This is a genomic window from Pseudanabaena cinerea FACHB-1277 (genome assembly GCF_014696345.1).
Classification (GTDB): domain Bacteria; phylum Cyanobacteriota; class Cyanobacteriia; order Pseudanabaenales; family Pseudanabaenaceae; genus Pseudanabaena; species Pseudanabaena cinerea.
The window spans coordinates 21495-35581 of sequence record NZ_JACJPY010000043.1; the positions used below are offsets into that span (position 1 = coordinate 21495).

Here is a 14087-nt window from a genome sequence, read left to right on the forward strand (position 1 = left end):
AGCATGGCGCAAATGGTGCAAAACCGTAAAAATTTTGCAAAAAAAGAAACCTGACAGTTGATATAAAAACGTAACCTTCAATCATCAAATCTTTGACCTTCCAACTATCCAAACTATGACAAACATTGCTTTTCTCGGACTCGGCATCATGGGCGGCTCAATGGCAATCAATATTGCCAAACATAATTTATCTGTCACCGCATGGAATCGCACCGCAGGTCGCCCCATCGCCGTGATCGCCACCGCCGCAGGAGTCAAAATCGTTGAAACCATCGAGCAAGCCGTCACCAAAGCTGACATCGTGATTACCTGTGTCTCCGATGTCCAAGACGTGCGCTCAATCCTACTAGGTGAAAATAGCGTCGCCACCTATGCCAAACAAGGAACCCTGATTATTGACATGAGTACCATCGGCTCCCAAGCCGCCCGTGAAATTGCCAACGAACTACAAGCCAAAGGATTACGCTTCCTTGATGCCCCCGTCTCAGGCGGCGACATCGGCGCACAAAATGCCACACTCACGATCATGGTCGGCGGCGATCGCCTAGATTTTGAAGAAGCCCTACCAATCTTTCAAGCTATGGGCAAATCCATCACCTACTGCGGCGAATCAGGAAGCGGACAAGCCATCAAACTCTGCAATCAACTACTCTGCGCCATCAACCTTGCTAGTGTCTGTGAAGCGATCGAATTTGCGATCGGTCAAGGAGTCGATCCCAAATTAGTTGTCGAAGTCTGTAGCACAGGTGCAGCAGGCTCATGGCAACTAGCCAATCTCGGTAACAAAATCATCGACGGTGACTTTGCTCCTGGATTTGCGATCAAACATATGAGCAAAGACCTCCGCCTCGCCAAAGAAGCATTGGGAGAGAATAGTAAACCCTTACCCGCCTTTGAATTAACATCTCAACTCTTTAATATCGTTAAAGCGATGGATGATGGTCAAGGAGGCGAACAAGGAACACACGCCATAATTCGGGCTTATAGAGAATAAAAACGACAAAGGCGGCACATTGTGTCGCCTTTGTTGATTTTAAGCATTTTTACTTTCTTATATCGAGCATTTTCTCTCTAAAAATGTGCAAAATTAGCTTTCTCTAAACAGATAGATAAACAGCAATAAATCAGTTCCTTCGCTGATTTCCTCAAATTTGATTATTTATCTATTCTCTAGGAGTAGCCAATGAGTTCCAAAACTAAGTTCAAACGCCATCGCTTTGATAAAGCATTAATCTCAGAGATTCAGAAATTACACAAACTGGACAACTGGCATGGCATCATGATGCTACTTGAAGACTGGATCTGCATTATGGGTGCGATCGCCGCATCCCTATGGGCTTGGCAAAATCTACCCTTGAGTGGTGCTGCTTTAACTTACCTACTCTCAGTCTTAGTCATTGGCGCAAAACAACGCGGATTGCGAGTGATCAACCATATGGCAACTCACAATGCGATCGCCAAAAATCCCCAACTCAATTACATTCTTTCGACTGTATTTGCAGCATGGCTAGTTCTCGAAAGCGCTAGTGGCTACGACAACACTCACAACTCTCTACAAAATGGTCATCATCCTAACCTCGGTACAGAACGCGATGTTGATCACAAGGCGATCGTTGAACAGGGGCTATATGGTGAAGGCTGCTCTCCCGAAAATGTGCAACAGTTTTTATGGATGATTCCCTTCAAGACTCTCGGCTACATCACTTTTCTACTCAAAAATCGCGTCTGGAATCCCTACGAAAAAAGCACCGAACGGGTGATTCGTTTATCCTATTTGACAGTACTGCTCTCTGTCATGCTCTGGGCAGGTTTAGGAATGCCAGTCCTGCTCTACTGGATTGTCCCACTCTTCACCAGTGCCATTTGGATTGGCATTATTATCCAATTAGCCGAACACTATCCTCTGATGGAGTCAAATCACGAATACGACATCTATGTTAGCCGCAATCGCATTCTCAACCCTTTAATCAACTTCTTCATGGGAACCCATAACGAAGGCTATCATCTCATCCACCACCTCTATCCCCGCCTTCCGCTTTGGCAGATGAAAAAAGCCCATCAAGTCTTGATGGCAGATCCCATCTACAATTCACTCCATCATCAAACAGGCGTGCTACATCTCTTCCAACAATTGATACCTACCACTAATCCCCCTGCGATCGCTGAGCTGCAACCAGTTAGAGAATAGTTAAGCGATCGCCAACGAACCTAGAGAAATGGTCTCAGTGAGTCAGACTCACTGAGACCATTTCTCTTATGGAAATTTTGCAAAATTATTAATCTCTTAACTGATAGATAAATGTGATTGATTCTCAAAGAGATTATTGGAATTTTGAGAACTAATCAAAATTATTTTTTTAGGAGAAGCTTGTGATGCTTAGATTAAACCTTTTTAACTCCATATCAGCTACATCTACTCCCACAGACGAAAGTGTTCAATCAATCTTAGTGAAGCCAGTCAAACTTCGCGTTATTTTAGTTCGACATGGTGAAACAGACTGGAATAACCAAAATCGCCTTCAAGGTTCAACGGATGTGCCACTTAACAATAAAGGCAAGCTACAAGCAGAAAACGTTTCTACATTCCTCAAAAATGTACCAATTCATCAAGCCTTCTCCAGTTCGCTGCTTCGTGCCAAAGACACTGCATCTATTATTTTGCAACACCACAACATTGCACTAGAGACTCGTCCTGCTCTTGCCGAAATCTATCGTGGGCATTGGCAAGGCTTGACTTTAGATGAAATTAAAATCCAATATCCAGAACAGTTTAACCTATGGCGCAAAAATCCCCATCGATTACAAAACTATTCGGGCGAGACATTACAATCAGCTAGCGATCGGGTCTGGACAGAATGGTACAATATTCTGACTCAAAGCCAATCCCAACCTAAATCTCGTAATGTTCTTATCGTTGCCCATGAAGGAGTCAATCGGTTACTACTATGTCGCCTTACAGGAATTCATCTCTCAAAGTTCTGGGAAGTCCCACAACATAATACTGCTCTGAATGCGATCGACTATCCTTGGGGAATTCGAGGAATGTCAAGAGTCAGAATTAAGAACTTTGTGATGCAATCGATGTAATCAAATCATCAGGATTAGTCAGATCTTATTTTATTGAACGAGGTTAAAGTTAACAATAACAAACTGAATCCCATAATATCGAGGTTTTCATATTATCATTGCTAACATGAAAAACCTCGATATTGTTGCAAAGTATGGGTTTTCAAGCTTCCCTCGACAAATCGAAAGCCCCGACAGCCTAATTTATGGCTGCTACAGGATAGAAGTAAAAACCTGCAAGATAACCTTTAAAGCTATGCTCAAAGTAGTTTTCAGACAATATTTTAGATTAAGAGTTAATACCATAACAGGTCTAATCCAACCTCTCCGATGCTTTCAAAAAGGCTCGTTTTGCCGCAATCTTATTCTTGCGATTGGTATAGCGCCTAAAACTCCTGACATCACGATGGCGAGTCAACTCCATCGCCAAAGAAGGATCTAACTCATACTTCACAATCAAATTCGTCGCAAACGTATGTCGTCCTCGATGCGAGTGCAAATCAATCCCCGTCTTCTCCGCCAAATCATCCATCACATGACGAATCCCCCAATAGGTCAATCGCTTACCCTGACTGCGATTAGAACAAGATACAAACAAAGCAGTATCAGGCAATAATTCCCCTTCTTGCTCCCTCCTCCAACCCAAATAAGCATCTAAATCCTGAATACCCAACTTCGTCAAAGGCACTTCCCCCTTACTATCCCACTTCGCCTCCTTAATCACCAATTCCCCATTCACATAATCCTCAACATTCAGCAGACAAACTTCCTCCGCACGCAACCCATGCAACAACACCGAAAACAAAGCCCGATCGCGCAACATCATTTTACTAAGGGCGATCGCCTCATAAATCCGCAACACCTCCTCCTCCTCCAAATCCTTAGCCACAGGATCTGGCAATCGCTCCTACTGGATGCCAATGGTCGGATCGGCAACCACATATTCTGAAAGCAACATCCATCGATAAAACGATTTCAGAGTCCGCAGCACCCGATTCACCGAACTCAACGCCAACTCACGCTCCTTCAGCAAAAAAGTTTTAAACTGCGTCACCTTATGCCGACTCACATCCACCCAAGCTAGATCGCACCAATCCATAAGTGTTCGCAAGTCCGCTTGATAAGCCTTACGACTCTTGGGTTGCAAAGACCTCGATGCTAAAAATTCATCAACCCTTGCTTGACGTATATCTGTAGTGGCGATCGCTTTGAGCGGTTCATCATAAACAACTAAAATTGGCTCTGGTATTGACATAGGAATTAGTCTTTAGCCTCGAATTATAATTATTTCTCGCCCTGCGGGACTAATGACATTCTCAGTAGTCGTGCGATCGCTTAGCGGCAGCAAATCCTTACGGCGATCAAAAATCACCAACCAACCTGTATCCAAACTCAAACCTGATAAATATTTATCCAGTTGAGGCAACCCTTCCTTAATCGGATCGGGCTTTTTATCAGCCCACACTTTCAACTCCATCGCCAAAGTTACCTTACCATAGCGCAAACAGATATCCATTCTTCCCGAACCAATAGCATATTCCCTCTCCAACGTGCCACCACCATTAACAACACGGTGCAGAAAAGCCATCAATACAATATGGGGCGCAATCTCTGGATAAGGCGTACTATTAAATAATGGCTCTCCATGCTGCCGCCAGAATAATAAGAACGCTTCCAACAAGCGATCGGGCAAAAATTCACCTTGCTCACTAAGCCAGATTGGTTGAAGATACCCAATCGAAGCAGTTGTTACATAGGCAAGTACTCTAGGAAGCACTTCCTGGTAAATAGGATTAGCGATCGCCAACCCATTTTCGTTAGTACAAAGCCCTAAATCTAAAACGTAGCGAATATCATCCTGTGGTACATCTGGCAGTTCCTGCCCAGCGAGAATAGGCTGAATCACTGCTCTGACTCGAGCTTCTCTTAGTCTTTCCGCAAGGCTATCCAGATGCGTATCTTGCCTCTTAATCAGTATTTCCTTAGCTTGATTCACTAAATCAGCAGTAATAGGAATAGATGGATCTTTCGTAATATATTCCACAATTTCCTTAGCGATCGCATTAACCAACCAAGGTTGCCCCTGAGTTAAATGAAAAGCTAAATCGACCGCTTCTGGTGTAAATATCTGTCCTGTAGCATCTGTATGTTGCTGGTAGAGATTTCTCACATCCTCAAGGGTAAAGTTACTTAACGTAAAGGAGCGTACTTTGATATTAAAAGGGCTAGAAGTATTTAGCCGATCGCTCCCTCCTGACGCATATTTATAATCACGCACATCACGCATCCCCACCAATGCAACTGATTGCGGAAATCCTTGGGGACGATTAGGAAAACCAGATCGGATTTGTCTTAATACAGAAATTAACGTTTCGTTGCTCAAAGCATCAATTTCATCCAGAAAGACTACTAATGGACGAGATGATTGTTCAGCCCAGTTGCTCAAGTTTGTACCAATTCTCGCTCCTGCTTCGGCATCTAACCACTCGTTAGGTTGCATCTCTTTGGGCAAACGAAACCGTATCGATTGCTTCCACTCGCCTAAAATAGCCAATTCGGCTGCTCCCAAATCATCCGAGAAAGCCGCTCCCACTTCCAGCGATAGCATTACCGCCGTATACTGACCGCTAGCAGTTAGTTCTTGGGCAAGTGCCAGCATTGCTGTAGTTTTACCTACCTGCCTTGGCGCATGAATTACGAAATAATTTTCCTGAGCAATTAGTTGTTTGATTTCAGGCAAGCGCTCAGTCGCTGACAACATGTAATGAATGTCAGGCTTACAAGGACCAGCAGTATTAAACCATTTGGGCATAACGACAACTAACTAACAAAGCAGATACCCCTTCAATATAACGCAACGCGCCAAGCAAACCCCTGAAACCTTGAAAACACGTTAGCTGTACTAAGCATAAATACTTATTCGTTTAAATCTAATGGCATATAAATGATCATTATTTGTCCTAAGATGTTTCTATGACAAGTTAGCTGTCTTTGCTCGTTTTTTGGCGTTTATGAGGTTTTACTTGTGCATGGCAGTTTGTTTGTGGTTGGCTAGAATGGGGCGAGGGAGTACGATCTTTGATTCACAAGCTTTGCGATCGCTATGGGACATTTTTTGTGCTGAATTGAGGGCGATTAGTGCTGAATCTTTGCAAGATAACGCATATCAGAAAAAATTTGATCGCCTGACGGCGAAGGGGGAGGGTAAAGAAAAAAGTGCAGAGGGCAAAAGGGATAGAGAGCAAAGTGCTAGGGAAGAGTCCTCGCGAGACAACTGACAATGCGAAAACCGACATTGCTGCCGCGACCGCCCGGATGAAAGTAGAAGCGATAGGCAGAGCGACAATTCCTAGGATCATAGAGCCAAGAACCGCCGCGCAACAGCCGATTTTCCTTGCTTTCATCACCAGATACCCAAGGAATATTGCCACTTTTTTTTAGTTCTTCAGGTTTTTCAGAATAGCTATCATGCCAAGTATCTAAACACCATTCCAAAACATTTCCATGCATATCAAATAGCCCAAAGGCATTGGCAGTTTTGAAGTATGTTGTGGCTGTAGTTTCTTGGCGATAGATGCCTTTGCTCCCGCGCCAGGAACCCGACCACTTAAAATCTTCATCGTCAGTCCCGCGATAATTGGCTAGATCTGTAGAGATCGTTTCGCCGAAATGAAAGGGGGTTGTTGTGCCTGCGCGACAGGCATATTCCCATTCGGCTTCGGTGGGTAGGCGATATTCACGTCCTGTTTTGACTGAGAGCCGATCGCAAAATTCGACAGCTTCAAACCAAGAGACTTGCTCGACGGGGCGATTTTCATCACCTTGGAAACGTGAGGGTTCAGGGTTTAGCTTGATGTTGATTTGGGGTAATTGGGTGGCGACGGCTCGCCACTGGGCTTGGGTAACTGGAAACATACCCATAAAGAAACTCTGAAGGGTTACGCTATGTTGAGGGAATTCAGAGGTGCGGCGATCTGGCTCAGTTTCGGGAGAACCCATGATAAAGCTGCCTTGGGGAATAGCAACCATTTTGAGGATTGTGCCATTGCCCAAGTCTTCAGGATAAAATTGCGTTTTTCCTTGTCTGAAGGAAATATTGATGCGGTTTTTAATTTGAGCAACAGTCATTTCAGAGAGGAAGATGGATGAAGGGATTTTTTAAATTTTATCTTGTTTCTGGAGAAATGTATCAATTGTTGCGAGAGAAGTATATCAAAGTCCCCCTTTGTAAGGGAGATTTAGGGGGATAAATTGCCTTAGTTGGGAATGGTGGAGTATCCCCCCTAGCCCCCCTTGAGAAGGGGGGGAAATTAAAGTCCCCCTTTGTAAGGGGGATTTAGGGGGATAAGACTAGATTGATATTGTTACAAAAGCTTCAATTTGTTTACAGATTTCTTCAAAAGATTGCAATACCTCACTGTTCTGAAATCGAACTACTTGTAGATCGTAGCTTTCTAGTATTGCAGTTCTCTCCAAATCTGAGGTTATTCCCTCGTTAGTATAATGACTTTCACCATCTACTTCAATCACTAATTTTAGCTTTGGGCAATAGAAATCGACAATGAAGCGATCAATTGGTCGTTGTCTCCAAAATCGAAATGGAAATGTTCTCAAGTACCCCCAAAGTTTTCTTTCGGCAGGTGTCGGATTTTTCCTCATGTTACGAGCAAAATCGACAAGTCTGGGATCGTAGGGGAGAAAAAAGTCACCATGTTTTAGATTTGGGATCAATTGCAAGTACCAGTTAATTGTATGTTGATGCCAATTGTATAATTGTATTTTTTCTACTCTATTTAGGAGAGGATAAATGAAGAATACCCCCCAGCCCCCCTACCATGTACACACAAATCTCTCTGGCTACGTTTGAAGGTTTTAATCCCCCCCAGCCCCCCTTGAAAAGGGGGGAGAATTTTCTTCTTCCCACTTTTTAAGGGGGATTGAGGGGGATCATTAGTAACTCACGCTATAGCAAATAACTTGTGTGTACACAGTAGCTTGAGAAAGGGGGGGACTGGATCGCCTGACGGCGAGGGGGAGGGTAAAGAAAAGAGGACAGAGGGCAAAGGGCTAGGGAAGAGTCCTCGCGAGACAACTGACAATGCGAAAACCGACATCGTAGCTGCGAACGCCCGGATGATTGGAGCTGCGATAGGCAGAGCGACAAAGCCTAGGATTAAAGACCCAAGAACCGCCGCGCAACAGCCGCCTTTCCTCTTTTTCATTGCCAGATACCCAAGGAATATTGCCACTTTTTTTTAGTTCTTCGGGCTTTTCAGAATAACTGCCATGCCAAGTATCTAAACACCATTCCCAAACATTTCCATGCATATCGTAGAGTCCAAAGGCATTGGCAGGGAAATTTCCTACAGGACTAGTCTGAGAAGTTTGGCGATCGCCTCCCTTTGGTCCATTGTTATAGGCGTAGTCCCAATCGTAGTTTGCAAGTTTTGCAGAGATGGTTTCGCCAAAATAAAATGGGGTTGTTGTGCCTGCGCGACAGGCATATTCCCACTCGGCTTCGGTGGGTAGGCGATATTCACGTCCTGTTTTGGCTGAGAGGCGATCGCAAAATTCGACTGCCTCAAACCAAGAGACTTGCTCAACGGGGAGATCGTCGTCACCTTTAAACTCTGAGGGTTCAGGGGTTAGCTCGATTTTGATTTGGGGTAATTGGGTGGCGACGGCTCGCCACTGGGCTTGGGTGATGGGATATTTGCTTATGAAGAAATCGCTCACTGTCACTTCATGCTGTGGTGTTTCATCTTTATTAAATTCTGGTTCATCTTTAGGTGCGCCCATGAGAAATGTCCCACCTATGATTTCCACCATTTCCACCCTGACATCACCTAGCTCCTCTATACGCTGCCAACCATAGCCAGCCGACTTGGTGATTTGCCAATTTTTGCTATTCTTCTTATCTCGCGCAATTTTTGCAGTCTTAAAGTCAAAACGCGCCAATTCCTCGATTTCGATTTGGGCAATCTGGAAAGTGTGAGGTTGCATTTTGGGCAAACCTTTTGGATCTGGCGGCGGCGGATTTTGAATAAATTGCCTGAGACGCTCTGCCATCGCTCGATGTTCACTTCCCAATTGAGACAATGTATCGAGTCCAATTTCCGCAAACTTCTCCACCTGTTGACGTTCATCGGGTTTTAATTCGTGCAGTAGTGCAATTAGGGCCTGAAAGCTTTTTACCCCCTTACCCAGACGCTCTGCAATATAGGCGGAAACGGTATCTAATACGCGAATGGTTTTAGAGATTGGCACTGCGGCGATCAGGGCTTCCCGCACACCCTGCACAAAGCGGTATTGTGGGGGCTGCGGAGGTGATTGCGGTGGTAATGGAATAGTCTCTAAAATTCCGCCCATGAAGACTTCAGCGATATGTACCTGTTGCGATTCTGGCAAGAGCGTTTTTTGGATGAGATGCACAATCGGGATGCTGACGGGGACAGCCGCCATGTATGCGGCAAGTCTCTGGGCAGTAATTGAGGCAGTACGACAAAAATTTTGGACTCGCTCTTGGATTTGGGCTTCTGAGGTAATGGCAGTTAGGGATAATTCGTGAGCAGACTCGGATGGGCTTGATAATTTTGCTAAGTTGATTTCAATGCCAACGATGCTGGCGTTGAGGTTGCCTGTGGTAACTTTTGCCCAACGTCTGAACGGTTCGGGTTCGATGCTGATTGCGGGTAAGATGATGGTTGAGGTGGTGGAGTTTTGGTAGTCTAGATCTGCAAGTATCGGATAAATGGGCTTTGCCTCTTCACTCAATTTTGCTTGAGTTGCTCCCGCATATTTGGCAGACATTCGCATCAAGCGCCCATCCCCTAGGCTCGTTCTCGACCAGAGGCGTTCGGGAAATAGCTGCACTAGCACTAGCGGCGAGGCTTTGCCCCAATCTTGGAGGATGTCATAAATGGCGGGTTGCTGCCATAGGTCAGAGGTACAGTCGCTCAGTACCCAGATAATCTGCCTACCGTGAGGAACTTTGAGTGCCTTGGGATGCTGAGATCGCTTGTCTGTTTTGGCTTGCCAGTTGGGAGAGATGTTGAGTTCGGGGGTGAGGAGCCAAGTGCGGATTTGCCGAAATGCGCCCTGCTGCTCGACTAGTTCGATTAATTCGGCGATCGTTTCTGTCCAGATTTTAAGGGAAGGGCTATCTTCGATCGCGATCGTCAGGTCAAACCAGCGTTCTGACGCAGGAGTCATTACTGGCGACCAGATATTTTGTTCGGCGGTTTGAATGGCTGTGGCTTCTTCGTCTAAAACTGTTTGGGTTCGCGATGGCATTTTTTGCATTAATGGACGCAAGGCACGGGAAAGGGCTAATCGCGATCGCAGGGCATTTGCCGCAGGGATTTGTAAGGGTAAAGAATTGCTGTAGCTTTGTGGCGATTGGCTTTCAGGAGGGGGAGGTAAAACGATAGGTACTTTGGAATTGGGATCTGGTGGCGGCGGCGCGATGATTTCATTACTGGTGCGAACATTGACCTCATCTGGATCTGGGGTTGTCGAAGCAATTGGCTTGGCGATTGGTGATGGGCTAATTTGACGGGCTAACCAGAAGATATCTGCTAAATTTTCGCCATCAAGATCCTGCCACTCTTTTTGGAGAAGCTTTGCAAATTGAGGAATTGAGCTAGAAGTATCAGTCATGGCGCAACGACCTCTTCATTTATCTAAGGCTCGTAAGAGGCGATCGCGAATACCTTCAGGCACTTTTTCTTTGACAATCATCTGCACAGCATTGAGTAACTGATCTGAGGTGATAAATTCGCCGCTATCGCGCAATTTTTCAAAGTCTTTGATTAACTGGTTGGCTGCGGCAGCAAGTTCTTCGTCGCCAAATTGTGTGGTGACGATTAGCTTCAGGCGATCGAAGTCAGGATCTTTGATATCTAAACGCAGGCAGCGCCGTAAAAAAGCAGGGAGAAATTCACGCTCGTTGTTGCTGGTCAAAATCACTAAGGGAAATTGCTTGCAGCGTATCCGACCTTGAGGGACTTGGTATGTGGGCTGATAGGCTGACTCAAATTCATCGCGATCGGCTGTCCTTACCTCGATTGTTTTTTCTCCATCAATACGCTCTAACTCAGGGATCGTAAATTCGCCATCTTCAAAAATATGGAGTAAGTCATTGGGAAGATCGATGTCACTCTTATCAATTTCGTCAATTAGCAAAACACGAGGCTTATCACTAGGAATAAAAGCAGTTCCCAATGCACCTAAGCGAATGTATTTACCAATGCGATCTTCCTTTTTTCCGCGTAGTTGAAAATCCTGAATCCGCCCGATCGCATCGTAACTATACAGCCCATCTTTGAGGGTACTACGGGAGGTGATCGGCCAATATAGGACTTCGCCAAGGTCTAGCTCATAGGCGACAGCATAGGCTAGGGAGGTTTTGCCTGTGCCGGGCTTCCCCGTTATCAATAGTGGTCTGCGTAAATACAATGCCGCATTAACCATCTCTAACTCTTCTTGACTAGGATGAAACGTAGCTCCCCGACGTTCTTTTTTGGTGACGCGCTTCTCCGTATCTTGCTCATGCTGCTTGGCAAAATCACGCCAACGAGGCGGATCGGGTAATTTATCGGCGATCGCCTCTGCGTGAACTTGGCGATCGCCTTTAAAGATAAACCAGTCTTTGTCTGGAGGAGTTGCAGAAGTCATAGTTTAGTTACCTGCCATTTTGAGTTTGGATTGAGAGACAAAGGGAATTAGATGCGGATCTTCCCAAACAAGTCCAATATTAGCGCCACACTCACCAGCATGATAAGCAGCTTCATGTTTTGATTGAACTGTGTTCGGTAAATCTTGAGGACAAGCGCTTAGAATATCATTTTTATTGAAGCAATCGGGATCTAACCAAATTGCTATAGGTATGCCAGTACCTATCAATATTGGCAAGGGATTATCCTCGGTAATTGATGACAGCATCCTGTGCAGAATCAATCCTGTTGACTCTTTTTTGCGTAAGGCGATACTCAAGTCTTTGATGGTTCTCAATTTGCCATCAGTATCCATTTCAGAAACAAAACCAGTACAGGGAGATTGACATCGGATTTGTTGGAAAGCATTCCATTTTGTTGTCCATGAGTCACGCATCTGGAGTTTATAAATTTGGGGATTTAATCTTTCTGAGAGACGCAAAACCTGTTGATAGCGACAAGCAACTGGCTCTGGATATGGCTCGTACTCAGATTTTGCAATGGCTGTCCAGTGATATACCTCTTGTAATTTCAGCTTTTCGATGGGTAGAAAAATCTCTACTCGCATATTTGCGGACTGATTAGCATCGTTAATTAACTCAACACATTCTTCTAAGCAATTTTGTAAAATTTCTTCGAGTTGTGTAAAGCTGGCTTTGTTCTCAGGAGATTTTAAGAGAATCTCTTCTGGGGCTTTGATTTGAATTTGCTCTGTGGGGTTGCGGCTATCTTTGATGAGATAGGCTCTGACGTTGAAGCGATCGCTATTGTGATCGGTCTCAACACAAAATAGCAAATGGGGTGAACCTTGCTGCTGTGAAGGTTGAGGGAGCCTCTGCCCAATATTTTGTAATAGTTCGCTAACGTTGATATTTTGTTGCTCTAACCATGTGCGGATCTTCGGTATGTTTAGTCCTAGCACTTGCAGGGCAAAGTAGCCAACAAATAGGGCGATCGCTCGGTATCCATGGCGATCGGGCATATCTAAAACCTTGAGAATGGCTTCCTGTAATGTTTTTGGATAGGTTTCGTGAATATTGGAAGGTTCAAGGAGTTGATAGGCATTTTTCCAGTGGGGAGTTAGTTTGGCTTGCTCAGGCAATAGGATGTCGAATAGGGCGATCGCTTCCAAAATTGGCTTGAGTCGCTCGTAGGGAATCATGAATCCAATTTTAGTAGTTTCATCTTCATCCCTAGATACTGCCATTCCTACAACGCCACCTAGATCTTCATCCCAGACTGGGGAGCCGCTAAATCCCTCTTGAATACCTAGACCCTCATTTTTGGTTCCCTCAAGCTGTACTCTACGAGACTCAGGTTGTGCGCCAAGAATTTCTCCATTTGCCCATCTGCCATCCGATCTATCTTCAGGAAAACCAAATACTTGAAATTGGTGATGCCAAAATTCTTGCCCTTGTTTTAGAGAAAGAAGAGAAAGAATTGTTACTGTGTCTGACACGGATTGGCTCAGTTTCAGTACCGCAATATCCTCACCACCAAAACGCCACAGTTCAGGAACAACTTCAACTGCTAGGAAAGACTTCGGATCTGCTGGAAAAACAATTTCCATAGTTTTTCCCGTCACCTCGGTACTTGAGACATCCTCAGTTTTTTTAGTGATGCCCAAACATTGCTTTACAACGTGAGCGCAGGTAAGTATGTAGTCCAGACCTACACGAAAACCAGTACCTTTGTGTTTCTTGCTTGCCCCCAAGCATTGAGCGATCGCAGATCTGTAAGCCTTGTCTGGATGTCTCAATATTCTTTCAGATTCAGACATTTATTGACTGCCTATTATTTCCATTTTAAGGTGACTTCAAAACTGGCTTCTCCACCGACCGATGAAAAAATTACACCTGCTTCAACACTTAACGTAAAGCCAAATTTAACTTCTACCTCATCGACAGGAGTAGTTAATCCATCCCTTATTTTAGAGATTACGGCATTTGCCACTGGCTTAACCATATCTAAGGCTTTTTCAAAGCTCCCTGCCGCGCCCTCTGCGACCGCATAGACTTTATCGCCAATGCCTACTTCTACGGTCGCGCTATCGCTAGAGGGCTTAGGTACCTCGAAGTATACTTTTGTCCCGTCTGCTAACGTAAACTCAGCGATCGCTTTCTTGTCCATAGCGTTTGCCTACCCGATTAACTAAATAACTCGCTCATGTGGGTAAATAGGTGAAAGGAGGGACAAGAAGACGGCGGAGGAAGTCAAAATCAATCCAACGTAAATTGTAAGCCCACTCAAACATGGCTACATAGAGATGCAGATACTTTTTATGGATACCGCGAAATGGACGAACAA

At 44.8% G+C, this 14087-nt stretch carries 13 protein-coding genes; 4 read left to right on the plus strand and 9 right to left on the minus strand.

The annotated features are described in order from the left end of the window. Positions 1 to 115 precede the first annotated feature (115 nt). From H6F44_RS13535 to H6F44_RS13545, 3 genes are all read left to right on the plus strand, one after another. Positions 116 to 994 (plus strand): NAD(P)-dependent oxidoreductase, encoded by an 879-nt coding sequence (locus H6F44_RS13535; RefSeq protein WP_190351555.1) that lies wholly within the window; start codon positions 116 to 118, stop codon positions 992 to 994. Between the two features lie 189 nt (positions 995 to 1183). Further along, positions 1184 to 2188 (plus strand): fatty acid desaturase family protein, encoded by a 1005-nt coding sequence (locus tag H6F44_RS13540; RefSeq protein WP_190351556.1) that lies wholly within the window; start codon positions 1184 to 1186, stop codon positions 2186 to 2188. A gap of 185 nt (positions 2189 to 2373) precedes the next feature. Beyond that, a complete protein-coding gene (locus H6F44_RS13545) occupies positions 2374 to 3087 on the plus strand; it encodes a histidine phosphatase family protein (RefSeq protein ID WP_190351557.1) in 714 nt (237 codons plus the stop codon). 292 nt (positions 3088 to 3379) lie between these two features. Here H6F44_RS13545 and H6F44_RS13550 read toward each other — a convergent pair whose 3' ends face one another. Genes H6F44_RS13550 through H6F44_RS13560 form a run of 3 tightly spaced genes read right to left on the minus strand, consistent with a single transcriptional unit; the run spans position 3380 to position 5878 of the window. After that, positions 3380 to 3967, minus strand: a complete 588-nt coding sequence (locus H6F44_RS13550; RefSeq protein WP_190351558.1) for a tyrosine-type recombinase/integrase — start codon at positions 3965 to 3967, stop codon at positions 3380 to 3382. Between the two features lie 6 nt (positions 3968 to 3973). After that, positions 3974 to 4321: a phage integrase N-terminal SAM-like domain-containing protein gene (locus tag H6F44_RS13555; protein ID WP_190351559.1), complete on the minus strand. Its 348-nt coding sequence runs from the start codon at positions 4319 to 4321 to the stop codon at positions 3974 to 3976. A 12-nt stretch (positions 4322 to 4333) separates the two neighbouring features. Next, positions 4334 to 5878, minus strand: coding sequence for an AAA-like domain-containing protein (locus tag H6F44_RS13560; protein WP_190351560.1), 1545 nt, complete (start codon positions 5876 to 5878; stop codon positions 4334 to 4336). A 217-nt stretch (positions 5879 to 6095) separates the two neighbouring features. Here H6F44_RS13560 and H6F44_RS13565 point away from each other — a divergent pair, with 217 nt between their 5' ends. After that, positions 6096 to 6344 carry a hypothetical protein gene (locus H6F44_RS13565; RefSeq protein WP_190351561.1) on the plus strand — a complete coding sequence of 83 codons (249 nt, stop codon included), beginning with the start codon at positions 6096 to 6098 and terminating at the stop codon, positions 6342 to 6344. Here the strand turns inward: H6F44_RS13565 and H6F44_RS13570 are convergent. From H6F44_RS13570 to H6F44_RS13595, 6 genes are all read right to left on the minus strand, one after another. Continuing rightward, positions 6316 to 7194 carry a formylglycine-generating enzyme family protein gene (locus H6F44_RS13570; protein ID WP_190351562.1) on the minus strand — a complete coding sequence of 293 codons (879 nt, stop codon included), beginning with the start codon at positions 7192 to 7194 and terminating at the stop codon, positions 6316 to 6318. The two genes, H6F44_RS13565 and H6F44_RS13570, sit on opposite strands and share 29 nt — an antisense overlap. A gap of 222 nt (positions 7195 to 7416) precedes the next feature. Next, a complete protein-coding gene (locus H6F44_RS13575; protein WP_322096223.1) occupies positions 7417 to 7803 on the minus strand; it encodes an endonuclease domain-containing protein in 387 nt (128 codons plus the stop codon). Positions 7804 to 8133: 330 nt separating this feature from the next. Beyond that, positions 8134 to 10725 carry a formylglycine-generating enzyme family protein gene (locus H6F44_RS23205; protein WP_242016568.1) on the minus strand — a complete coding sequence of 864 codons (2592 nt, stop codon included), beginning with the start codon at positions 10723 to 10725 and terminating at the stop codon, positions 8134 to 8136. 15 nt (positions 10726 to 10740) lie between these two features. Further along, a complete protein-coding gene (locus tag H6F44_RS13585; protein WP_190351563.1) occupies positions 10741 to 11742 on the minus strand; it encodes an AAA family ATPase in 1002 nt (333 codons plus the stop codon). A 3-nt stretch (positions 11743 to 11745) separates the two neighbouring features. Next, complete coding sequence (locus tag H6F44_RS13590; RefSeq protein ID WP_190351564.1) at positions 11746 to 13560, minus strand: VMAP-C domain-containing protein; 1815 nt, start codon at positions 13558 to 13560, stop codon at positions 11746 to 11748. Positions 13561 to 13574: 14 nt separating this feature from the next. Further along, positions 13575 to 13910 (minus strand): CU044_2847 family protein, encoded by a 336-nt coding sequence (locus H6F44_RS13595; RefSeq protein WP_190351565.1) that lies wholly within the window; start codon positions 13908 to 13910, stop codon positions 13575 to 13577. Between the last annotated feature and the right edge of the window lie 177 nt (positions 13911 to 14087).

Coding starts and splice junctions, on each gene's coding strand:
- H6F44_RS13535 (WP_190351555.1), top strand. CDS start 116: ATGACAAACATTGCTTTTCTCGGACTCGGCATCATGGGCGGCTCAATG.
- H6F44_RS13540 (WP_190351556.1), top strand. CDS start 1,184: ATGAGTTCCAAAACTAAGTTCAAACGCCATCGCTTTGATAAAGCATTA.
- H6F44_RS13545 (WP_190351557.1), top strand. CDS start 2,374: ATGCTTAGATTAAACCTTTTTAACTCCATATCAGCTACATCTACTCCC.
- H6F44_RS13555 (WP_190351559.1), bottom strand. CDS start 4,321: ATGTCAATACCAGAGCCAATTTTAGTTGTTTATGATGAACCGCTCAAA.
- H6F44_RS13560 (WP_190351560.1), bottom strand. CDS start 5,878: ATGCCCAAATGGTTTAATACTGCTGGTCCTTGTAAGCCTGACATTCAT.
- H6F44_RS13565 (WP_190351561.1), top strand. CDS start 6,096: ATGGCAGTTTGTTTGTGGTTGGCTAGAATGGGGCGAGGGAGTACGATC.
- H6F44_RS13570 (WP_190351562.1), bottom strand. CDS start 7,194: ATGACTGTTGCTCAAATTAAAAACCGCATCAATATTTCCTTCAGACAA.
- H6F44_RS23205 (WP_242016568.1), bottom strand. CDS start 10,725: ATGACTGATACTTCTAGCTCAATTCCTCAATTTGCAAAGCTTCTCCAA.
- H6F44_RS13585 (WP_190351563.1), bottom strand. CDS start 11,742: ATGACTTCTGCAACTCCTCCAGACAAAGACTGGTTTATCTTTAAAGGC.
- H6F44_RS13590 (WP_190351564.1), bottom strand. CDS start 13,560: ATGTCTGAATCTGAAAGAATATTGAGACATCCAGACAAGGCTTACAGA.
- H6F44_RS13595 (WP_190351565.1), bottom strand. CDS start 13,910: ATGGACAAGAAAGCGATCGCTGAGTTTACGTTAGCAGACGGGACAAAA.